The 22884-nt window shown below is 40.3% G+C and carries 17 protein-coding genes and 1 riboswitch; of the genes, 5 read left to right on the top strand and 12 right to left on the bottom strand.

The window, feature by feature from the left end:
* Window positions 1–122: 122 nt before the first annotated feature.
* From H5090_RS12945 to H5090_RS12920, 6 genes are all read right to left on the bottom strand, one after another.
* On the bottom strand, window positions 123–1601 hold the full coding sequence (locus tag H5090_RS12945) for an SLC5 family protein (protein WP_007580003.1): 1479 nt from the start codon (window positions 1599–1601) through the stop codon (window positions 123–125).
* A 53-nt stretch (window positions 1602–1654) separates the two neighbouring features.
* Entirely contained in the window at window positions 1655–2416 is a 762-nt protein-coding gene (locus H5090_RS12940) for a SapC family protein (RefSeq protein ID WP_024594649.1), read from the bottom strand.
* A gap of 12 nt (window positions 2417–2428) precedes the next feature.
* A complete protein-coding gene (locus tag H5090_RS12935) occupies window positions 2429–3955 on the bottom strand; it encodes a tryptophan halogenase family protein (protein WP_154903749.1) in 1527 nt (508 codons plus the stop codon).
* Window positions 3956–4147: 192 nt separating this feature from the next.
* A complete protein-coding gene (locus tag H5090_RS12930; protein WP_182692448.1) occupies window positions 4148–6895 on the bottom strand; it encodes a TonB-dependent receptor in 2748 nt (915 codons plus the stop codon).
* Between the two features lie 187 nt (window positions 6896–7082).
* On the bottom strand, window positions 7083–8057 hold the full coding sequence (locus H5090_RS12925) for an aldose epimerase family protein (RefSeq protein ID WP_182695897.1): 975 nt from the start codon (window positions 8055–8057) through the stop codon (window positions 7083–7085).
* Between the two features lie 364 nt (window positions 8058–8421).
* On the bottom strand, window positions 8422–8820 hold the full coding sequence (locus tag H5090_RS12920) for a thioesterase family protein (RefSeq protein WP_002958811.1): 399 nt from the start codon (window positions 8818–8820) through the stop codon (window positions 8422–8424).
* Between the two features lie 33 nt (window positions 8821–8853).
* Between H5090_RS12920 and H5090_RS12915 the strand changes: the two genes are divergently transcribed.
* On the top strand, window positions 8854–9558 hold the full coding sequence (locus H5090_RS12915) for a 2OG-Fe(II) oxygenase (RefSeq protein WP_182695896.1): 705 nt from the start codon (window positions 8854–8856) through the stop codon (window positions 9556–9558).
* A gap of 20 nt (window positions 9559–9578) precedes the next feature.
* On the opposite strand, the gene H5090_RS12910 is transcribed toward H5090_RS12915, so the two are convergent.
* From H5090_RS12910 to H5090_RS12885, 6 genes are all read right to left on the bottom strand, one after another.
* Window positions 9579–10814, bottom strand: coding sequence for a cysteine desulfurase-like protein (locus tag H5090_RS12910; RefSeq protein WP_182193731.1), 1236 nt, complete (start codon window positions 10812–10814; stop codon window positions 9579–9581).
* Window positions 10815–10825: 11 nt separating this feature from the next.
* The gene (locus H5090_RS12905; RefSeq protein ID WP_182695895.1) at window positions 10826–11458 is read right to left on the bottom strand and encodes a 2OG-Fe dioxygenase family protein; all 633 of its coding nucleotides are present in this window, start codon (window positions 11456–11458) and stop codon (window positions 10826–10828) included.
* Between the two features lie 200 nt (window positions 11459–11658).
* Complete coding sequence (gene acnB, locus H5090_RS12900) at window positions 11659–14256, bottom strand: bifunctional aconitate hydratase 2/2-methylisocitrate dehydratase (protein WP_182695894.1); 2598 nt, start codon at window positions 14254–14256, stop codon at window positions 11659–11661.
* Window positions 14257–14548: 292 nt separating this feature from the next.
* Window positions 14549–15610 carry an OmpA family protein gene (locus H5090_RS12895; protein ID WP_154903746.1) on the bottom strand — a complete coding sequence of 354 codons (1062 nt, stop codon included), beginning with the start codon at window positions 15608–15610 and terminating at the stop codon, window positions 14549–14551.
* A 390-nt stretch (window positions 15611–16000) separates the two neighbouring features.
* Window positions 16001–17410, bottom strand: coding sequence for a YdiU family protein (locus tag H5090_RS12890; protein WP_182695893.1), 1410 nt, complete (start codon window positions 17408–17410; stop codon window positions 16001–16003).
* Window positions 17411–17418: 8 nt separating this feature from the next.
* Window positions 17419–18117 (bottom strand): DNA-3-methyladenine glycosylase I, encoded by a 699-nt coding sequence (locus H5090_RS12885; protein WP_182695892.1) that lies wholly within the window; start codon window positions 18115–18117, stop codon window positions 17419–17421.
* Between the two features lie 191 nt (window positions 18118–18308).
* Window positions 18309–18509: riboswitch (Lysine riboswitch) on the top strand.
* A 190-nt stretch (window positions 18510–18699) separates the two neighbouring features.
* On the opposite strand from H5090_RS12885, the gene dapA reads away from it, so the two are divergent.
* The 4 genes from dapA to H5090_RS12865 are packed head-to-tail and all read left to right on the top strand — an operon-like array spanning window position 18700 to window position 22672.
* Entirely contained in the window at window positions 18700–19584 is an 885-nt protein-coding gene (gene dapA / locus H5090_RS12880; protein ID WP_002958800.1) for a 4-hydroxy-tetrahydrodipicolinate synthase, read from the top strand.
* Between the two features lie 15 nt (window positions 19585–19599).
* On the top strand, window positions 19600–20340 hold the full coding sequence (locus H5090_RS12875) for a 2,3,4,5-tetrahydropyridine-2,6-dicarboxylate N-succinyltransferase (protein ID WP_002958799.1): 741 nt from the start codon (window positions 19600–19602) through the stop codon (window positions 20338–20340).
* Complete coding sequence (locus H5090_RS12870; RefSeq protein WP_182695891.1) at window positions 20340–21545, top strand: PLP-dependent decarboxylase; 1206 nt, start codon at window positions 20340–20342, stop codon at window positions 21543–21545. Before H5090_RS12875 ends, H5090_RS12870 begins: the two co-directional genes overlap by 1 nt.
* 5 nt (window positions 21546–21550) lie before the next feature.
* Window positions 21551–22672: a succinylglutamate desuccinylase/aspartoacylase family protein gene (locus H5090_RS12865; RefSeq protein WP_182695890.1), complete on the top strand. Its 1122-nt coding sequence runs from the start codon at window positions 21551–21553 to the stop codon at window positions 22670–22672.
* The last annotated feature ends 212 nt before the right edge of the window (window positions 22673–22884 follow it).

The following is a 22884-nucleotide window of genomic DNA, read 5'->3' as shown; positions in this document are numbered from 1 at the left end:
CACTGTAATAAAAGTTATTAAACTAACCTTTACTTTAAAATTCTGTTATTGCTTTTAATATATATAAAAAATCGGCCAGAGTTGCCCCATGACCGATTTTGTCAGCTTAAACTATTTATACGTTATTTTTGTACTTGTGCTTGGCCTGCGTCGTCAAGTGCTGGTGTTTTACCTGCCCACTGCGCATTCAAACCAAATACCACTTTATTTACTATCAATGCAAAGGCTACACATACGATTAATGTAATTGGCATTAAGTGAATGTAATGAATGTCAGTATGTAGTGGTGAGTTTGCAAATGTAAGCATGCCATACATAACCACACCTAAAATTACCGCTGCAATACCCGCACGTGCATCAACATTTTTAAATAATAAGCCCACTACAAAAATAGAGAATATAGGCATACTTAATAAGCCATTTAATTGCTGTAGTAAGTTAATAATGCTATCTGCTTGCTGGTAAATTGGTACAAGTACCAGTGTTAAGCTTGTTAGTAGCAATGTTACGTAACCGCTTAGCTTTACAACACTTGGCTCTTTATTAAAGTAAGCTTCGTGAATGTCACACACGTATAGTGCTGTAGCTGAATTTAATAAGCTGTTGTAAGTAGAGAGTACAGCGGCTGCCATTGCCGCTGCAAACACACCGGTTAACCATGCTGGCATTACATCACCTACAATTCGACCATAAGCAGCGTCGCCAATATCGCCGTAAAGTTTAAACGAAATGATACCCGGTAATACCACAATTGCAGGGACGATTAAAAAGCGAATACCCGCTGCGGCGAATATACCTTTTTGCGCTTCTTTAACATTAGGTGCTGCCATTGCTCGTTGTGTAATTGTTTGGTTAGTACCCCAGTAATACATTTGAATAAAGATCATACCGGTTAAAAGTGTTGGCCACGGAATAGGTGAATCAGCATCGCCTATGAGTGTTAAGCGCTCCTCAGGAATACCCGTAAAGTCATAATCAATCGCATTAAGTGCTAAAAACACGACTAAAACAGCCATGCCTAGTACAAGGATGCCATTGTAGGTATCCGATACAGCAACTGCTCTCAGGCCACCAAAAAACGCATAAACAGCACCAATAATGGCAAATGCGGTGGCAATATACATTAGCGGAATATCAACCTTAAACATGGTTTGCATAAACAGCGCACCTGAGTAAATTACCGCTGGCATGTAAATAAGTGCATTACCTAAAAAGAATAATCCCCCAATAACAGCGCGAATATGTTTGTTGTTATAGCGCTTTTCTAAAAGCTCTGTGGTCGTTGTACAGTTGTATTTATAATAAACAGGAATAAACACTTTGGCTAAAATAATTAAGCCAATAATCGCCGCAAGCTCCCACCAAACAAGCAAAGCCATTTGGTTACCATTCATACCCACTAGTTGGTCGGTACTTAAGTTAGTAAGTGTTATTGAACCTGCAACAAACATCCAAGTAAGGCCACCGCCCGCTAAAAAATACTCTTTGGTTTGGCTTTGTCCGTTATTACGATTTTGACCTCGGCATTTCCAATAAGTAAGGCCACCAATTAAAGCGGTGACAAAAACAAAAACCACCAGCTGTAAAATGTTATCTGACATGTGTGTGTCTCCTACGCGTTACGCGCAATGTCTGTGTAATAAAAAAGTGCACGCTACAGCGCGTGCGCATCTCGACTTAGTTCTAACTTAATTTGCTTTAAAGGCATAAGTTCGGGACGTTGGTTGTGCAGCTTTACCAATGCATTTAACTGAAACAGTGAAATAAGCATACTGTTAAGCACACTTAGGTAACCTTGCTTGTGTAAGTTTGCAACGGTATCGCTATCTAAAGTTTGCAGTTTGTCTTCATCAACGGTGCTCAAACCTTGAATAGTTTGGGTTTCGCCTTGTTCAAACTGCAATACAATATCTATGTTTTTAATAAGCCCTAAGCGCGCTACTTCTTGGGTAAATTGATACGTTTGATAATCATTTTTTAAATCGCTCTCAAGTAGCTTTTGCTGTGAATTTAAAAATAAGCTTGGCTTACCTTTAGCATCAAATAGTGCCTCGCCTTGCTGCGTATTTACGGCTGAGCTTTGATCATCAATCGCAATAAAGTAGTCGCTGCTATTTGCTTCACGGGTCATTAAATAAAGAGGGTGAGTTTGTATACATACCGGTGTGTAAAGTGCCTGCCATTGGTTGTTATTAACCAATAAACTTTGACCTGCACTAAAGCTGGTTAACGCTGATACGGTATAACTACCATTTTGTGTATTACGTGCTAAAAAAATAGGTAAGTCGCAGGCTGCTTTTGCCACTTCGTTAGCTCTTAAATTAACTAAATGCTGCGTTTTTGCATATTCAACACCTGCATTAGGGTTAATTTTTAATGTTTGGTGTTTGGTGTTTACTAGTTCACTAATAGCCATAGTTACACATCCTTAAACTGGGTTAGCCGCTAACCACTGCTCAATATAAGCGCGGTGTGGCGGCAAAGTTTGCAACATCTGCTGTGTAAGCTGGCTGTTACGTTCAATTATTTGTTTGGCTTGCGCGTCTTGTGAATACAAATAAGCCTGTTTAGTAAAGTCTGGTTTGAAGCCCATACCATATAAAACGTACTGGTAGCTGGCGGCTGGGAATAACTCTAATGCGCCATGAAAATCTTGAATAAGCGGGCCACGGCTTCCCCAAAGCAGTAAATCTTCTTGCAGGGTTTGTGGAATAGTATTGGGCTGTACATGTGCTTGCCAGTAAGGTTCTGGGCGCTTGGTTAGCATGTAATGCAGCTTTAAAAAGTCGATAATACGCTGCCAGCGGTAATCCATCTGCTCGTTAAAGCGTTTAGCTACTATAGGCATTACTTGTGTATCTGCTGGCATGTGCTCTGCTACAAAGCGTGCTGAAATTTCAACAAGCATAATAGCGGTTGCTTCAAGCGGCTCTACAAACCCTGCTGACATACCCACTGCAACACAGTTTTTATGCCAAAACTTCTCACGGTAGCCCGACTCAAAGCTAATTTTACGGGCAGTTAAACCGTTTGCTGCATCGCCTAAATAGTTTCGTAAGTTTTGCTCTGCTTCATCGTCTGATAAAAATTTGCTTGAATATACATGCCCTACACCACGGCGATGCGTTAAACCTATATCCCAAATCCATCCAGCGTTTTGCGCTGTTGCTATGGTATGGCTGGCTAAGGAGTCATCGTTTTCATCGTAAGGGACTTGCATCGCCAGTGCGCTGTCGTTAAATAGCACGTGGTCCATTTTTTTAAACGGTACGTTGAGCGCTTGGCCTAATAACAATGATGAAAAACCAGTACAGTCTATAAATAAATCGGCGCTTATAATGCGGGTTTGATCTTTTAGAGTAAGCTCATTTATTGCACCATCGTCATCAAGTTTTACCTGATCAACAGTACCAATAATATGCTCTACACCAAGCTTACTTTTACAATGTTGTTTAAGCATTTCTGCAAAAGCGCCGGCATCTAAGTGATAAGCATAATTACAATTACCTTGATATTCACCCTGCGCTATACCTCTTGGGGCTAAGCTTGCTTCGCAAATATCATGTTGAAAATTAGTTTGCTGTGCAAAGTCTTCAACATTATCTAAATAAGGGGCTAAATCTATGCGGCCGTAGCCTAGCGGTACAGTAAATGGATGGTAGTAAAAGTCGTTGTTGCCGTGCGTCCAATTTACAAATTTACCACCTTGCTTAAAGGTAGCGTTACAGGCTTTAAATACATCAACTTCACGCAAACCTATTTGCTGAAGTGTGTTTTTCATCGTGGGCCAGGTACCTTCACCTACACCAATTGTTGGAATATCTGACGATTCAACCAACATCACTTTTAAGCCATCACCATTTTTACCTTGGTGATACGAAGCTATAATTGCAGCGCTCAACCATCCTGCTGTGCCGCCACCAATTACTGCGATTGTTTTTATTGTTTTATTCATAATGGACTACTCTTTGAGTATCTTTGATAACGTTTTATACAACAAATGCCCGGTAGGGCATTTGGATTTAATGTGGCTTCATTTTAGCCAATTAGGTTAACTAATATACATTACTGTTAAATTAACCTAATTGGTATTAGCACTAATGTACTGCAATGAAACAAGAGACGAGAAGTTCGCCTCAAACATTAATTAAAACGATCCGCGAATACCAAACGCGTAACGTGAGCCATTATCTTCCACTGAATAAATTTGGTTAGCAAAACGACCTGTTTGTACTAACTCTTCTTCAGTGATATTGATGCCTTCTGCAAAAATAGTGAAGTTTTCGTTAATATCGTAGCTTGCACTAATATCCCACTGGCCGTACGTTTCTACGTTCACTGGTTCACCATTGAAGCCGTTATCAACTAAGCGTAAAAAGCCTTCACGGTTGTTAAATGCAACACGTGCTTGCCAGTTGTCTTGCTCATAAAACAATACTAAGTTTTGTGAATCGCCCAAACCTTCAAGTGCAAATGTTTGAGTTGTATCATCACCTACACTAATGTCGCTATTCACAACAGTCGCATTGGCAATAAAGCCAAAGCCATTTTCAAACATGTGAGTAACACCCACTTCGAAGCCTGTTACGGTTGCAGACTCACCATTTTGAGGACGGCTTACAGTGTAAACTTCTGAGCTACCAATAAGTTCGTCATCTGTTTGGTCTGTACATGTAGTACACGCAAAATCAGGACCTGAACGGTCAGACATTTCGTATGTTTCTGCACCCGTTAACGTAACAATAAAGTCGTCAACTTCTTTACTAAATACTGCAAAGCTAAATAAGTTAGCATCGTTGTAGTACCACTCGTAAGAGATATCCCAGTTTTCTGATTGGAATGGTTTAAGTGCTGGATTGCCACCACTTGCCGTTAAGTTTTGACGACGTGGTTCGTTAAAGTTTGTTGCTGGAGATAACTGAGACATAGTTGGACGAGTAATACTATCGTACGCGGCAAAACGTAAAATCATATTATCTTGTAGCTCAAGCTTAACGTTGAAAGACGGTAGTAAGTTTGAGTAGCTAGTACCTTGTTCAATATTAGTCGCAGGGCCAAATACGTTAGCAAACAATGTCGCATCTGAAGTTGGAACTACATCGCTAATAAAGCTTTGTATTGCAGCAACTTCAATATCAGTTTCTGAGTAACGAGCACCCATATTAACGGTTACTGGCATATCAGCTAAATCAAAACCAAGCGTAAAGTCCATGTATAAACTAGTGATGTCTTCGTTAATTGTGTAACGGTTATTTTGTAGCGTTGGCTCTACTGGGAAACCTTGATCGGCTAAGTAATCAAGCATTTTATCGCCATCGTAGCTATAAAATGTATCGATCAAACCAGGGAAGTAATTACTCGCTGTGTATGCTTCAAAATCAATTTCATCAAGCGGTGCTTGTGTACCGTAACCACAAAATTGACATTGGCTACCAAAAATTTGGAAGCTAGATTTTTCACGCTCTTGGCGATAAGCACCAAAGTTAATACGCTCTACTGGGCCTTTATCTGGCACGTATTCAAAATCGGCTTTTACTTCAGTGATTTCATCTTCATCAGTAAATTGATTACCAATTTCGTTGTAGTGAAGACGCGCTAGGCTTGGATCTGGCAATGAACCATTTTCAAAGCCATCATGCTGTACGGTAGGAATGCTGCCTGTACCGTCAAAAGTATAGCTGTTAATAATACCCACTACGTTAAAACGATCATTACCTGCACGGTCGTTTTCAGCTGTTGAGCGAGATACATCAAATTTTGCTTTTAGTGACTCGTTTACTTGCCAATCTACATTAATACCAAATGCTTTATTAGTTACGTCACGTGAGTTACGTGTATGTGATACAAAGTCGCTTGCAGGGTCGCCACTTGGTGCGCCTAAGCCAACTTCTTGAGAGAAAGTTAAAAGCGTACCCGTTTCAGCATCAATTGTTGCGCTGCCTACACGGTCTGGTTCGAACCAAGATGCTAAATCACGCACTGACGAATCAACTTCAAATTTTGAAATCATTCCATCAACCGTAATCGTAACATCGTCAGATGGTGCATATTGAAGTACTAAACTTGCGTTTGTACGTTCACGGTCTTGCTCATCAACTACTTGGTCCCAGTTACGTGGAATGTAGGCATTTTCAAACAATACACCATCAGTTGGGTTAGATATTGTTTGGCCACCGCGCCAACCTGCCGTTAAAATTTGGTTATTTTGAAGTTTACGTTGCTGATTAGTGATGGCAAAAAGCACACCTAGCTTGTCATCGTTAAACGTATTACTTATTAAGAATGATGTTGATGGAGATACTTCTTCAGAAAGGCTTTCGTACATACCTTTAACTGAACCTAAAATATGTAAACCACCAAAATCAAAAGGGCGTGCTGTAGTTACGTTAACCGTACCACCAATGCCGCCTTCTTGAAGCGTTGCAGTATTACTTTTATAAATATCAGCACCGGTGATTTGATCTGCTGCTAATACATCAAAATTAAATTCACGACCTGCACTGTCTGTCGCAATTTGACGACCATTAACAAGTACAGTATTAAATTGTGGACCAAAACCACGAATAGTTACCGCTTGGCCTTCACCACCACTACGGTCAATTGCTACACCTGTAATACGTTGCAGAGACTCTGCTACATTTAAATCAGGAAATTTACCAAGATCTTCTGCTTTAATCCCGTCTGTAACAACATTAGATGCTTTTTTATCTAACATTGATGAACGTAAGCTGCTGCGGATACCCGTTACTGCGATAACTTCAACATCTTCATTTACTACTGTAGGCGTATTGCCTTCAGCGCCTTGAGCTGCAACGCTTCCGCTTGCCAATATACCAGTGATAGCAATACTGAGCGCGGTTTTCTTGTTGAACGATAACTTATTGTTAATTACCATTTTTTAAAAACTCCTGATTGTGTGTAGTCGTTGTGTCGTTGTGGTAGTGCGTATAGTTTCAAATACTATTTATATTATAAATACTTTAAACCGGCAAAAAGTGCAACCTTTTCCTTAATTATGGATAGCATTCAATTACCGTATATTTTCTTTTGGTTTTCTTTTAATTAACATTAAAGAACTGTATTCACTCAGAAAAAGCGTAAATAATAACCTGTTCGTATTTCTCTGCTGGCAATAAATTAGCCTTTGGAAAATTTTCACGATTTGGCGCATCTGGCCAATTTTGCGCTTCAAAACACAAAGCTTGCCGTGCTTTAAAAGGCGAACCAACAAAGTTTGCGGTATAAAGCTGCATGCCTGGCTGCGTACTTTTAAGGGTTAAACTAACGTTCGTGTGTGGCGAAGTTAATGTAGCCATCGTCTTTAAACTGCTGTCATCATTAAAAATATAGCAGTGATCAAAGCCATTTCCAGCTTCTAGCTGAGGATGAACGGCGCTTAAGGCCTCACCAACTTGAGCTGGCTTAGTAAAGTCAAAGCAGGTACCGCAAACTAAAGCGGCTTCATTAAGTGGAATACTAGTTGTATCAATAGGAAGGTAACGATCGGTATTAATTTGAACAAGATGCTCATTAATTGATGAGCTGCCATCAAGATTAAAGTAGCAATGGTTAGTAAAGTTAACGAGCGTTTCTTTATTGGTTAGCGCTTTAAAGTGCAGAGTAAGCTCGCCGTTTTTAGCGCTAATAGTTTGCCAAACCTGCAACTCACCGGGGAAACCTTGTTCGCCGTCGGGCGAGCAATAATAAAGCTCAACTTCACTTTCAGTTTGTTTGGTTACTTGCCAAAGTACTTTATTAAAACCTTTAACACCGCCATGTAGGCTATTAGGACCGTTATTTGCCTCTAATTGATACTGCGTACCAGATAAGCTAAAACGCCCCTTTGCAATACGATTAGCGTATCGACCTACTGTAGCGCCTAAGTAAAATGGGTTTTCAAGATAGTATTGAGGGTCATCGACGCTAAGCGTCATTTCTTGTTTTTTAAATTTAATGCTTTTTATTATTGCGCCAAACGGTAAAATTTCAGCTGTTAAATTCTCACCATCACTGAGCTGAATAACTTGTAAAGGCTGGTTACTGGCAATAGATGTCACACGCATACTCCAATCAAATTACCGAATTAACATTTCCTGTTATAACGGCGCAACAATATATAATATAAATAGTATATAATTGGAGCCTGCAACTCAATCTAAATACGTTAAAATTTCTCGACAAAAATTTATACCTCTTCACTTAATTAAGTGATCTATTTTGAGGGAAAGAAAATCGTGTTGATAACAAGGCAAAAATTTCGTTATTTAGTTGTTCTATATCAGAAATTTTTAACGCAGTTATCGTCAGATTTAATCCCTCAAATTGATTAAGTATTATTGAGGATAGGTATTACAGCTGCCATTATTTATTTACACTAATCCAGCTCAGCATGAGCTTATATAAAATATAAGCTTTGTAAGGTTAACTCCCTTGGTAAATATGCTCGTTAAGCGCCGCTTTTTCGTCAATGCTAAGCGCTTGCTTTGATTTAGCAATAAAATCGTACCTCACCATCACAGCTTTTCCTATTGCGCAGCATTTATCGTGTTGCCATGCTTCTTGCCTAAGTGTAAAAGAGCTAGTGCCTATATGCTCTACAGAGGTTTTTACGGTCACTTCGTGGCCATAAAATAATTCGCCCACAAACGACACTTCAACTTTGGCGATAATCAATTTCCAATCATGTGGATTTAAGTCCGGTGTAAAAAACTTAAAAATAGGTCCACGCGCGACTTCAAACCATACAGGGAGTACGGTATTGTTGATGTGTCCGAGTGCATCTGTTTCGCTAAAGCGCGGCATCACTTTTTCAATAAACATAAAAATCCAATAATAATTATACAAAGGTAAACCATGACGGACTTTATACGCGTTATTGATAACGCATTAAGCGATGAGTTTTGCGATGAATTTATTTCCACATTCGCGCAAAGCCCGCATGTAAGACAAGGGGTAACATCGGGCGGTGTCGACTTAAAGAAAAAAGACAGCCACGACCTACCCTTAAATAATCACCCCGAATATGCACAACAATTAAAACATATACAACAAACGACTGCACAGCATGTTTTTAAGTATGTTGAAGAGCATATTTTTATGATGATTGGGGCATTTGGCTTAAAGGTTTACCATCCAAAAACAGGTGAAGTAGTCGATTTAACCCAAGAGAATTTTGAAGAAGTGGGTAAACCGCAGTTACCCGTTTTAGTTCAGCAAATTTTTAGACTCGGTAACATTCAAGCGCAAAAATACGAAGTAAACAAAGGTGGCTACCCTTACTGGCACAGTGAAGTTTATCCGCAGCTACAGCACAATGAAGCTTTGCATCGCGTGTTGTTATTTATGTTTTACCTAAACGATGTAGAGGAAGGTGGTGAAACAGAGTTCTATTATCAAAACCGTAAAATAGCCCCTCAAAAAGGCACTATGGTAATAGCACCTGGCTACTTCACACATACTCATAGAGGCAATAAGCCAGTATCAAACGATAAGTATATTTTAACCTCGTGGGTACTGTTTAACCGTGCAGAACAAATATATGGTGCGCCTAAGAGTTAGCGCACCAAAATCAGTATTATTTAACCAAGCAGTTCATCAAATAAATTAAACAACTGATCTAGCTCTTCAATGGTGTTGTAGTGCATACAACCAATGCGCACTACGCCGCCTTTATCAAGCACATCTAATTGCTTGCACAACCCTTGCGCGTAAAAATTACCATCCCACACGCAAATATGCTGCTTACCTAGAAATTCTGAAACGGCGCGTGGCTCAAGCCCTTCAAAAATTAAAGCAAAAGTAGGTGTACGCTCATTAAGGCGATCAAAATCATCAATACCAAATAACTTAATACGTGGATAATTAACCAAGCGCGTTAAAAAGTGTTCGCTAAGCGCCATTTCGTGCTGCTTAGTTTTAGCAAAAGCAACGCTTAACTTTTCGCGGCGTGAATGGCTATCGTCAAGCTCGCTAATCGCCGCAATGTAATCAACAGCTGCGATAAAACCAGCCATTGCTTCAAAGCTTTGCGTGCCGGTTTCCCAGCGACCTGGTGCTACGTCTTTAGCTGGCTCAACCTTGTAAGGCGTAAACCCGTCTAAATGTTCTTTTTTACCGTAAACCATACCTAAATGCGGGCCAAAAAACTTATACGCAGAGCACGCTAAGAAGTCGCAATCAAGTGCTTGCACGTCAACAAGTTCGTGCGGTGCATAATGTACGGCATCAACATAAACAAGTGCACCTACAGCGTGAGCAAGCTCAACAATACGTTTAATATTATTAATTGAACCTGTGGTATTTGAAGCGTAAGTGACCGCTACAAGCTTAGTGTTGCTGTTTAATAAGCTTTCAAATTGCGCCATATCTAAGCTGCAATCAGCTTCGTTAATTAAAGCCGTATTAACTTTAACGTCTTTATCTTCTGCAGCTTGTTGCCACGACGATACATTCGAGAAGTGATCGGCATTGGTTACAATTATTTCATCGCCAGCCTGCCAGTCGCGTGAAATTGCACGGCTAAAACTAAACGTAAGGCTGGTCATGTTTGGACCAAACACAATTTGTTGTGAGCTAGGTGCATTAAGTAAGTCAGCGGCGGCTTGGCGCGCATTCGCCATCAACTCAACCGTTTTATCACTTGAAAAAAACGCGCCACCTAAGTTCGAATTATAATGACCTAAATAAGCTGTCATCGCAGTAAGCACCGATGTTGGTACCTGCGAGCCACCTGGTCCGTCTAAAAATATTGGCGATTTACCATCAACGTTCTGCATTAATGCTGGAAACTGCTCACGTAATTGCGTTATGTTCATGCCTAACTTCCTTAAGACGTTAATACAAAACAATCCAGGTAACCTGGTTTGCTAGCATCAATTTTGTTCATAGGTGTTGCGTTATGCCACACTTGACGGTCGTTTATTAATGCAAACATGCCGTCTTTTATTTCCATTTTAAAACAAGGCTCAGCTTGCTTGTTTTCGTATACAAGCAGTTCGCCACCTTCTAAGTTCTCGTGAGAAACACCGCATATACATACATGGTCAAAACCATCTTGATGCACGCCTTCTGGCGCTGCAGGTGTATCGCTATCAATGGCAAGCATGCGGAACTGATGAATTTCAATATCACGCTGCTCATCAATACTGGTAAGTTGGCGAAACTCATTTACAATGCTTTTCATGCCCTCTGACTCAAGTAAACTTTGCTCTAAATTTTCGTAAGTACGCTCTACATTGCCTTGAAAAGTATTAATTGAATCATCTTGAACAAATGCTTTGGCTTGCTGTAGCTTTATTTCACCATTTTGCATTTTTACTACTGAATAACGACGTTTACGAAAGGCACCATCTGCATAAAGGTTTGCAGGAAGGTTATCAAAAGAAGGTTTAACCAAATCAATATTTGCTTGGTTAACAAAACGTAGTTGCAATAAATTCTGGTTGTTTAATGCTGTCATAAAATCTCGCCTAAAATAATGAGAATATTGATAAGGATTTTAATGCATTTTGATAGGAATTTTTGCGCGATTAATTACTTTAAAAGCAATTTAAGACTAGAGTTAATACAATAATATAAAAAAAGAAGCATGAACTATCTAATATTTGTTTTAGCCAATAAAAAACCCGCCGAAGCGGGTTTTTAAACAAACTCTAAAAGTTATACAGCTTGTTGAATAATCACGTTGTCTGCTTTTTTAGTGTAAGCAGGCATACGGTGGAAGTTTAAGTAACGGTAAGTATCTGCAGCCGTTGCGTTAATCTTCGCTGCGTATTCTTGGTACTCAGCTGGAGTAGGTAGTTTACCTAAAATAGCCGCTACTGCAGCAAGTTCTGCTGAAGCTAAGAATACGTTCGCGCCATTACCTAAACGGTTAGGGAAGTTACGTGTAGAGGTAGACACAACCGTTGCTTTGTCTGCAACGCGTGCTTGGTTACCCATACATAGTGAACAACCTGGAGTTTCGATACGTGCACCTACACGACCAAAGATACCGTAGTAACCTTCGTCTGTAAGCTGATCTTTATCCATCTTAGTTGGCGGGGCAACCCAAAGCTGAGTTGGGATACGACCTTTAAAGCCATCTAGTAACTTACCTGCTGCGCGGAAGTGACCGATGTTAGTCATACAAGAACCGATGAATACTTCGTCGATTTTCTCGCCAGTAACATCAGATAATAAACGTGCATCATCTGGGTCATTTGGAGCACAAAGGATTGGCTCTTTAATGTCTGCTAAATCGATTTCAAGTACATGTTTGTACTCTGCATCAGCGTCAGCTTCCATTAGTTCTGGGTTAGCTAACCAATCTTGCATTGCAGTAATACGACGCTCAATAGTACGTACATCGCCGTAACCTTCAGAGATCATCCATTTAAGCATAACAATGTTTGATTCTAGGTATTCTGCGATAGACTCTTTAGAAAGTTTAACCGCACAACCTGCTGCAGAACGCTCTGCAGATGCATCTGATAGTTCAAACGCTTGCTCAACAGTTAGGTGTTCAACGCCTTCAATTTCTAGTACACGACCAGAGAATTCGTTAATTTTACCTTTTTTCTCAACTGTTAATAAACCTTCTTTAATACCGAAGTAAGGGATTGCATGTACAAGGTCACGTAAAGTGATACCTGGTTGCATTTCACCTTTAAAGCGAACCAAAATTGACTCAGGCATATCAAGAGGCATAACACCTGTAGCTGCTGCGAATGCTACTGCACCCGAACCTGCTGGGAATGAAATACCTAATGGGAAACGTGTATGTGAATCACCACCAGTACCTACAGTATCTGGTAATAACATACGGTTTAACCATGAGTGAATTACACCATCACCTGGGCGAAGTGACACACCGCCACGGTTCATGATGAAATCAGGAAGCGTATGGTGAGTGTTTACATCGATTGGTTTAGGGTAAGCCGACGTATGACAGAAAGACTGCATTGTTAAATCTGCAGAAAAACCTAAACATGCTAAGTCTTTAAGTTCGTCACGTGTCATAGGACCTGTTGTATCTTGCGAGCCAACAGTTGTCATTTTAGGTTCACAGTATTGGCCTGGGCGAATACCTGGAACGTTACACGCTTTACCAACCATTTTTTGCGCTAGTGTGAAGCCTTTTTTAGAAACTTCTGTCACTGTTGGTACTTTAAATACATCAGTTGGACCTAGGCCAAGTGATGTACGTGCTTTATCAGTTAAACCACGACCAATGATAAGTGGTATACGACCACCAGCACGAACTTCATCTAAAATTACATCAGATTTAAGTTCAAAAGTTGAGATTACTTTGTCAGTACCGTGGCTCTTAACAACACCTTCGTACGGGTAAATATCGATTTGCTCACCCATGTTAAGCTCATCAACATTTAATTCGATTGGTAATGCACCTGAATCTTCCATTGTATTGAAGAAGATTGGAGCAATTTTATTACCTAGACATACACCGCCAACACGCTTGTTTGGTACGAATGGGATATCATCGCCCATGAACCAAAGTACAGAGTTAGTTGCAGACTTACGAGAAGAACCAGTACCAACAACATCACCTACATATGCAAGTGGTAAGCCTTTAGTTTTTAATTCTTCAAGCTGAGAGATTGGACCTACTTCGCCTGGCTTGTCTGGTGTAATTCCATCACGTTCAATTTTTAGCATTGCTAAAGCATGAAGTGGGATATCTGGACGAGACCATGCATCTGGTGCTGGTGATAAGTCATCAGTATTTGTCTCGCCAGTTACTTTAAATACAGTAACTGAGATCTTTTCAGCAACAGCTGGCTTATTAGTAAACCATTCTGCATTTGCCCAAGACTCAATAATTTGCTTAGCGAATGTATTACCCGCTTTTGCTTTTTCTTCAACATCGTAGAACGCATCAAACATAAGTAATGTATTTGAAAGGCCTTTAACTACGATTGGTGCAAGTGTTTCGTCATCAAGTAGGTCAATCATTGGCGCGATATTGTAACCGCCCAGCATTGTACCTAATAATTCTGCCGCTTTTTCTTTAGAAACAAGTGGAGAATTAGCTTCACCTTTAGCTACAGCTGCTAAAAATCCCGCTTTAATATAAGCAGCATCATCAACACCAGCTGGTATACGCTGAATGAACAAATCTAAAATGAATTCTTCTTCACCTGCAGGTGGGTTTTTTATTAATTCAATAAGATCAGCAGTTTGCTGAGCATCTAATGGCGCTGGTACGATACCTAACGCGGCACGTTCTTCTACGTGTTTACGATATTCTTGTAGCACAATATTGCCCTCTTGGTGACGTGAAAGTATCCGGTAGCGCTTTGGGCGCAAATAAGTTACCCAATACTTATAGTATTCTAACGCGTAATTATAAAGCTTTTATGGATAGATGAAAATCCATCCAGTTGCGCAACTGATTATACCGATTATAAATACTATGAATAGTGGTTGTGGTAAAAACTATTTTCATGAATACTTATTAAGTAAGAATCATTACCATTAACTAATATTAATTTATTACAGGCATAAAAAAACCCAGCACTTGGCTGGGTTTTTATTACAAACTACTTAATTAACGTAAAACTTTAACGTTTTTGATAGTTTTGATATGCGCTTCTACACGACGGTTTTCTGCGTTTGCAGCTTTAGTGTTTGCATCATTTTTAAGACGCTCTTCACCTAAACCAACTGTAGTAATACGGTCTTCAGCAATACCATCAGCAACAAGTTGCTTAGCTACAGCATCAGCACGTTTTTTAGATAACCATTTGTTGTAAGTTGCTTTACCTACAGCAGAAGTGTGACCTTCTAATAGTACTGTTGTATCTGGGTACTCTTTTAAGAATGCAGATACTTTTTCAATATCATTTAAGTATTGAGTAGATACTGCTGAAGCATTGTTAGGGAAAGTCACTAATAAGCTTACTGTTACTTCTTTATCTTCATATAAAGTACAACCAGTACCATCTACAGCATCAGTCATAGGTGTGTTAGCACACTTATCATCTGCATCAGGAATGTTATCGTTATCGCTGTCTACAGGAGCTACAGCTACTTCAACTACTTTAGGCTCTGGAGCTGGTTTTACTGGCTCTACAGGAGCAGAGTTTTGGCCAAATAAGTAGTTAATACCAATTTTAGCACCAACATCTGTGTAACCACGGTCAAGACCTTGGTATACAGCTGTTTCGGCATTTACAAATAAGCCATCTGTAATGAAATGTTGGTAACCAACACCTGCATTTAAGAATGTGTTGTCATCAACTACGTCAATTTCTTTAATACCGAAAAGACCATAGAAAGGACCGCCGTCTAAATGGTAAAGAGCATCAATACCGTAACGCTCGCCATCAATATTGTTACGGTTGCCAGCAACTTTATCAAAAGCATTAAAATCCATGTCTGCATATTCAAGACGTGCGCTCCAGTAATCACTGAAACGGTAACCAGCTTCAACACCCCAGCCAGTTGATTCGTTTACGTCAAGACCGGCTTGGTCACGCATGTTTTTCCAAGATGCGTCATAGTAGTCGCCAAATGCGCCAATGTAGAAACCTTCTTCTTTATCAGCAGCGAATGTAGATGCGCTAGTTGCAGCCAACGCGATTGCAATTGTAAGTGATTTTAATTTCATTGTTTTCTTCCCATTTGAACAATTTTAAATTGTAGCTAATCGATACTAGCTCAATCAGTTTTATATAGACTAACTGAGCCTTTGTTAATCAATACTTAACGAAAAATAAAGTTTATTACTTTTTTCTATGCCTTGTCGCAACACACATCCACTTACTATAGGCGAAATTAAAACTTTATTGAAAAATAAATATAGTAGTTTATTGTAAATTAGTACTTAGCAAGGAATGTAAGAGCAATTAAATTAAATGCACTTATAAATGCAAAGAAATATTGCTTGGTTTTAATTGTGCGCATAATACCACCAGAATTAGCATTCCCCTAGGTATATGCGCATGTTTGATTAAAAAATGACTCTTTTTAATCATGCGGTTATATTTAAAGTTAAGTATTAAGTACCACAAAAAGTCTGGTAGTCATTATCATTCGTCGGTGGAGAGCAAAATTCTGATAACTCTTCACTGTTAGAATATGGATTGCTGGCTATTTTTATAAAGCGCTGTAGCAACTCGCTGGATCCTGTAGCGTTATATTGTGCAATTATTTCTTCGATCACATGATTACGCGGTATTACACGAGGATTTGCCGCTCTCATTACTTCATAACTATTATCGTCAGTTAAACTTACCCACTTAGCTCTCCATTCAATTAGCGACTCAGGTACGCTTTTTTCTCCTTTTAAGGATTCAGTAAGCGCATCAAAGGTATTGGTGTAGTCGAGCTGATTATCTTTTAATAGCGTTAACAGCTCTGCTATTAACTCGCCACTACTATCGCTAGATTCAGTTAAACCCAGTTTTTGTGCCCACATAGCCGTAAACTCAGCATTAAACTGCTCAGCAAAACTATTAATAAATGGCGTCATTAATAAAACTGCTTGCTCGTCATCATCGCTAATAAGCGGTATTAAACTCTCAGCTAAGCGTGCGCAGTTCCAGTTAGCTATATTAGGTTGATTACCGAATGCATAGCGGCCTTGTTTGTCTATAGAGCTAAATACGGTATCAAAATCAAAGCTATTCATCATGGCACACGGGCCGTAATCAATAGTCTCTCCGCTAACTAGCGTATTATCTGTATTCATTACTCCGTGAATAAAGCCAACACGCATCCAGCTCACAACTAGCTTAACTTGGTTTTTAATCACAGCGCCTAAAAATGCTAAGTATCGCTGCGAACCTGTATCGGTTATTTCTGGGTAGTGTCGCTCTATAGCTAAATCGGCTAAATTTTTAAGCCCTTCAACATCGCCTTGCGTCGCTAAATATTGAAACGAGCCAACACGAATATGACTCGTTGCTACACGCGTAACGATAGCCCCTGCTTGTGGCGGATTACGATAAACCGTTTCACCACTACCAACAACCGCTAAGCAGCGTGTGGTTTTAACTCCCAGTGCATGCATTGCTTCGCTCATAACGTATTCACGAATAGCAGGACCAAGAGCACAACGTCCATCCCCACCTCTTGAGTAAGGAGTAGCACCAGAGCCTTTTAATTGAATATCCCATAACTGGTTTTCATCATCACTAATAGCGCCCAGTAAGTGCGCTCGTCCATCGCCTAAGCGTGGTGAAAAATGTCCAAATTGGTGCCCAGAGTAACCAAGTGCTACTGCAGGAATCGCCTGTTTTTCGTTACCGCTAAAAGTGCTGGCACGCAAATCAGCCGCAACGTTAATATTAAATTGTTTTGCTAAACTCTCGTTCCACAGCAATAACTGAGGAGAGGCGACACTTGCAGGGAAATCTTCTATCGCGAAGTTTTCTGCAACATCTGTGTATCTTGGCACTAATTTCATGGTAATTCCTATTGTTGCTGACTTATACCAACACGGTTGTCACCTACGCCATAAGCAACAATTAAGCTTAACTCTTGCATACTTAAGCCACTTTGCTCTTGCATTTCGTTAAAAAAAGCTTGGGCTGCATTTAGTGACTTTTTAGTTTGTAAGCCGCCGTCTATAATTTTATGGGCACGCAAATAATTCTCTACATCGCGTGATAGTAAAAATGTATCTTTACCAAGTGCTCGCAGCGCATAAGGCCCTGTATTTCCGCCTAAACGCGAACCATGCTTTTTTAAATATGCCCACAAACCAATAATATCGTCTGTTGGCCAATTAGCGATAAACTGACTAAAACTGCCACGTTCCCCTGCTATTTCGTGGATCATGTAAGCATTTTCGGTAATTGTTTTTACTTTTTTATAGTTACGAACAATTCGCTCATCCGTTGCTTTTTGTTCCAGCATATCAGGTGGCATCATTAATAACTTGTCAACGCTAAAATCCCAAAAAACCTCTCTAAAGCCTGCCCACTTATTATTTATGACTGACCAATAAAAGCCGCTTTGAAATACTTTTCGAGTAAATTCTTCAAGCCAATCGTCGTCACTTAACGTGCTTAGTTGTTTTTTAGATAGCGGTTTTGCAAGTAATAACTTAAGCATTTTTTCAGAGCCTTTTCGCTCTACCGCTCGCTTATAAATATCGCTAAATTTTTCCATACTAATTAAATACCTCACTACTTATATTGCTAGTGTACGAGAAAAGCACCTAATACGTAACCACCCCTCTTTTCGATGAATTAATCTGTATTTAGTCGCTTGACACCTAGACGGCTAAAATGCTTTAATCGCCGTAATTACCCTATTTAAATTGCACAGGTTTGTAAGTTTTACTCTACAAACAGGTGCAAAGGGCTAGAAGAGGTGCGTTATTCAGGTAGCGTATGTTAGGAGCGCAAACTCCAGCAAGCATACGTGAGGGGAATTAACGCCGAGAAGTAACCACTTTTGCGAGGTGTTTATTTCGGGCGACTAGGTTGAACCCTAGCGACTGTCACCAATAGCTGCTTATAAAAAGCAGCTTGTTAGTTTGGTGGAGAGCTTCTGGTCTTAAATATTAAGGCCGTGCGCCCTATTATTTTAAGCCCATTCGCTCTTCGAATTATTAGTTCGAACGACGTTAATGCGGCTCCTTCCATAAAGCTTTTTAACTCTTCGAATAATACCAATTGCATTAAATTAGTTATCGCTAAAATGATCACGTTTTTAATAAAATTGGTACAAATTATAAGTTCGTGAGAGATGATCAACAACTTCAATTTAAACGACTACTCACTGTGGACCGCGCTCGTAACGCCATTTGATCAACACGGCGATGTTGACTACAACACGTTAACTAAGTTGGTTAGCGATCAAGAAGCGGCACATAACGGTATTTTGCTACTTGGCAGTACGGGCGAAGGTTTAGCACTAACGCTAAAAGAGCAACAAGCCATTGTTGAGCACGTATGCCAGCTAAAACCAACAGTACCACTCATGGTAGCTGTGGGCGGTAGTAACTTAAAGCAACAAATTGAGTGGGTTAACTACTGTAATACACTCCCAATTCATAGCTTTTTACTTGGCTCACCGCTTTATGCAAAGCCTGGCGCTATAGGTCAAACTCATTGGTTTGAAAGCCTACTAAATGCAAGCGCTCATCCATGTATGCTTTATAACGTACCCGGTCGAAGCGCTGTTAGCATCCCAGCGGCAACAATTCAAAACTTACAAAACAATAAAAATTTATGGGCGTTAAAAGAAGCGAGCGGCAGTATTGCTCAGTTTGAAGCTTACCGCCAAGCGGCGCCTAATTTAGCTATTTTTAGTGGCGACGATGCGCTAATGCCTTATTTTGCTCAAGCTGGCGCAAAAGGTTTGGTGTCGGTAGCTGCAAACGCATGGCCTGAACAAACTCACGAGTTTGTTAAGCGCAGTTTAAGTGGTCAACACCCTAATTTATTTGCCCAGTGGTCAAGCGCTATTAATAGCCTATTTGCTGTCGCAAACCCTATTCCCGTAAAGGTACTGATGCATTTGCAAGGCCGCTTAAGCAGCCCGCAACTTCGTCCACCTTTAACACATCTTGAGTTAACTCAAACCGATTGCATTACAACTGCAAACAACACCATTTTATCTTGGCATTAAATACAGGTTTTTATAATGAGCTGGTTAGAACTATTAAATAATTTAGAATCGGGCGCAGTACGCGCTGCATCACAAAACGAAAGCGGCCAATGGCAAGCTAACGTAGAAGTAAAGCAAGGCATTTTAGAAGCCTTCAAAAATGGCACTAATACTGAATTTGCAGGCGGCTTTGTTGATAAACATAACCTAGCTCCGCAAGAATTTAGTACTGATGATGGCGTCCGTATGGTACCAGGTGGCTCAAGTGTTCGCCGTGGTGCTTATGTTGCTAAAGGCACGATTATTATGCCACCAGCGTATGTAAACATTGGCGCATATATCGACGAAGGCACAATGGTAGATAGCCACGCATTGGTGGGTTCTTGTGCACAAGTAGGTAAAAACGTACATTTAAGTGCTGCAGTTCAGCTTGGTGGTGTACTTGAGCCAATTGGTGCAAGCCCAGTAGTGGTTGAAGATGACGCATTTATTGGTGCAGGCTGTATTATTGTTGAAGGCGTAGTCATTAAAAAAGGCGCAGTACTTGCCCCTGGCGTGCGTTTATCAGCAACTATTCCAGTATACGACTGCGTAAACGAGCGCCAACTAGATAAAGGCGAGCCAATCCCAGAGTACGCGATTGTAATACCGGGCTCTCGCCCTGCATCAAACGAATGGGCGCGCGAGCAAGGCCTAAGCATGTCGTGTGCGTTAATAGTTAAATACCGCGACGAGAAAAGCGATGCATCGTTATTGCTTGAAGAGGTTTTACGATAATGAGCTTTTTGAGCACGCCTATCAAAACCGCTGTAAATACTATTACACAACAACTTGATACACCTTTTTTTGTTTACGACCTAGATCAACTAAACACGCATCTTGCGCGTTTAGTTGCGCAAACCGATGTAAAGCTGTGGTACGCGGTAAAAGCAAACCCACTGTCTAAAATTATTCAAAGCTTAGACAGTGCTGGCTTTAATTTTGACGTAGCAAGTAAAGGTGAGCTTGAGCAAGTACTAGCACAAGGTATTAGCTCGCAGCGCGTGCTCAACACAGGGCCTGCAAAAAGCCCTAAACAAATAAAACACTTTATTGAGCGCGGCGTGCGTATATTCGTAGCAGAAAGCCTCAATCAAGTACGTTGGTTAAACCAACAAGCGCAACTACAAAACACGCAGTTACAAGTATTACTGCGTGTACAATTACGCTGGCCTGAAGGTGAAAAAAACCCACTGGGCGGCGACAGCCTTACGCCGTTTGGTTTGGGTTGTAATGAGTGGCAAGCACTCAATGTAGCTGACTACCCTGCGCTTAAATTTGACGGCCTGCATATTTTTCAGTGGGGCAACATGCTTAGCACTCAAAAACTAAGCGACTTGTGGTCACAAATGATTGCACCTCTTAGCCAACTTGCCAGCGATTTAAATATTAGCCTTAAAATTCTCGATTTAGGCGGCGGTTTAGGTATTCCTTATACACAAAACGAAGCAACACTTGAGTGGGATGACTTAATTGCTGCGCTCGCTAAAATTAAAAATGATGCGGGTGTAGAAGAGCTATGGATGGAACTTGGTCGCTATGCCGTTGGCGAATGCGGTCATTACGCAAACCCAGTAGTAGAGCGCAAACAAAACTACAATCAAGAACAAGTAATTTTAAGCGGCGGTATAAATCACTTATTACGCCCTGCTGTTACCAGCCAGGACTTTCCTGCTGCATTACTGCGTGAATCCAGTGCTAAAACTCAAGCAGTCACTTTATATGGCCCACTTTGTACAGCGCTTGATTGCTTGGGTGAACATAACTTACCAAGCGATTTAAATGAGCACGACTGGCTAGTGTTTAGCCAATGCGGTGCTTACGGCTTTACCGAAAGTATGCCGTATTTTTTATGCCATGAGCTAGCTGCTGAGTACACCTTGCAAAACGGTACACTTACCTGTGTTCGCCAAGCCGAAAATGCCAGCCATTATTTAAGGTAACAAGTATGAGTAATACAACACACATTAGCCAAGAGAACATTGTAGTAGGGGAAGTTGCAAACGGCTTACCACTTACAATTCCTGTGTATCGTTTAAAAGGTGATGGCACAGGGCCAAGTGTTTACATTCAGGCCAATATGCATGGCGCTGAAGTGCAAGGTAACGCAGTTATTTTTCAGCTGCTTGAGCAATTAAAACACCTTAACCTTAGTGGCGATATTACCCTTGTACCTTATGCAAATCCGATTGGCTGTAATCAAAAATCTGGCGAGTTTACCCTTGGCAGGTTCGATCCGATTACGGGCACTAATTGGAATCGCATGTATCACTACAATAAAAATTTAGTGGCACAGTTTGCACAAAATCATACTCAGTATGACGACGCTACATTAAAAAGTAACTTCAAACAGGCACTTATTGACGAAGTAGATAGCAAACTTAACGGCCCTGCTTATTTACTCAATACGGGTAAACGCATTGCGCTTAACTTACAAAAGCTCGCTCATCAGGCTGATATAGTACTCGATTTACACACAGGCCCTATTTCAAGCAAGCATCTGTACTGCCCAACCTATGCAACCGACAGCGCACGTTACTTTAATATTGAACATGTATTGCTTATTCCTAGTGATTTTGACGGCGCTATGGATGAAGCTAACTTTTGCCCATGGTGGCATTTAAGTGATGCACTTAGCGGACAAGGTCGCGAATTATCAATACCTGTAGAAGCATTTACTGTAGAGCTAGGCAGCCAAGAAAAAATAGACTTAAAAGAAGCATTAAACGATGCAAACAGCATTTTAAGTTACTTAAATCACAAAGGTGTATTACAAAACGCACCGCATACGCCAGCCAATATGACTCGTTATGCATGTAATTTAGATGACTACTTTGCCTATTATGCCCCTATTGGCGGCATGGTTGAATACTTAGCCCCACTTGGCGGGCACATTAAAGCCGGTGAGCCTATTGCCAATATTTTACGCATGGAGCGCTACTTAAGTGAGCAACCACTGCAAACACTTACTCTTGATTGCGATGCAATTGCTATTTTGCACTTTGCCTCAGCGAGTGTTAATCAAGGTACCGAGCTTTATAAGTTTTTTACTAACATATCTGAGCTTTAGCTCACCCTTCTCATTGCGTGAGAGTAATACCAATTGCATTAAATTAGTGATCTATTATAGCGATAAGGAAATAGCTTAATAACAAGGCTAAAATTATGGTACATAGTTGTTCTATATAAATAATTTTTAACGTAGTTAGTGAGTTATTTAATACGCTAGAATGATCATGTTTTTAATAAAATTGGTATTAATTAACTAAAATAGTTAATTTG

Origin of the sequence: Pseudoalteromonas sp. SR43-5 (assembly GCF_014163835.1) — a bacterium.
Taxonomy (GTDB): domain Bacteria; phylum Pseudomonadota; class Gammaproteobacteria; order Enterobacterales; family Alteromonadaceae; genus Pseudoalteromonas; species Pseudoalteromonas distincta.
This window is presented reverse-complemented; position numbering and strand designations above follow the sequence as displayed.

What these genes read in the sequence shown, in the direction of transcription:
- dapA (WP_002958800.1), top strand. Translation starts at nt 18,700, where the DNA reads ATGATCAACAACTTCAATTTAAACGACTACTCACTGTGGACCGCGCTC.
- H5090_RS12910 (WP_182193731.1), bottom strand. Translation starts at nt 10,814, where the DNA reads ATGAACATAACGCAATTACGTGAGCAGTTTCCAGCATTAATGCAGAAC.
- H5090_RS12870 (WP_182695891.1), top strand. Translation starts at nt 20,340, where the DNA reads ATGAGCTTTTTGAGCACGCCTATCAAAACCGCTGTAAATACTATTACA.
- H5090_RS12935 (WP_154903749.1), bottom strand. Translation starts at nt 3,955, where the DNA reads ATGAATAAAACAATAAAAACAATCGCAGTAATTGGTGGCGGCACAGCA.
- H5090_RS12875 (WP_002958799.1), top strand. Translation starts at nt 19,600, where the DNA reads ATGAGCTGGTTAGAACTATTAAATAATTTAGAATCGGGCGCAGTACGC.
- H5090_RS12865 (WP_182695890.1), top strand. Translation starts at nt 21,551, where the DNA reads ATGAGTAATACAACACACATTAGCCAAGAGAACATTGTAGTAGGGGAA.
- H5090_RS12920 (WP_002958811.1), bottom strand. Translation starts at nt 8,820, where the DNA reads ATGTTTATTGAAAAAGTGATGCCGCGCTTTAGCGAAACAGATGCACTC.
- H5090_RS12905 (WP_182695895.1), bottom strand. Translation starts at nt 11,458, where the DNA reads ATGACAGCATTAAACAACCAGAATTTATTGCAACTACGTTTTGTTAAC.
- H5090_RS12940 (WP_024594649.1), bottom strand. Translation starts at nt 2,416, where the DNA reads ATGGCTATTAGTGAACTAGTAAACACCAAACACCAAACATTAAAAATT.
- H5090_RS12930 (WP_182692448.1), bottom strand. Translation starts at nt 6,895, where the DNA reads ATGGTAATTAACAATAAGTTATCGTTCAACAAGAAAACCGCGCTCAGT.
- H5090_RS12895 (WP_154903746.1), bottom strand. Translation starts at nt 15,610, where the DNA reads ATGAAATTAAAATCACTTACAATTGCAATCGCGTTGGCTGCAACTAGC.
- H5090_RS12885 (WP_182695892.1), bottom strand. Translation starts at nt 18,117, where the DNA reads ATGGAAAAATTTAGCGATATTTATAAGCGAGCGGTAGAGCGAAAAGGC.
- H5090_RS12915 (WP_182695896.1), top strand. Translation starts at nt 8,854, where the DNA reads ATGACGGACTTTATACGCGTTATTGATAACGCATTAAGCGATGAGTTT.
- H5090_RS12945 (WP_007580003.1), bottom strand. Translation starts at nt 1,601, where the DNA reads ATGTCAGATAACATTTTACAGCTGGTGGTTTTTGTTTTTGTCACCGCT.
- H5090_RS12890 (WP_182695893.1), bottom strand. Translation starts at nt 17,410, where the DNA reads ATGAAATTAGTGCCAAGATACACAGATGTTGCAGAAAACTTCGCGATA.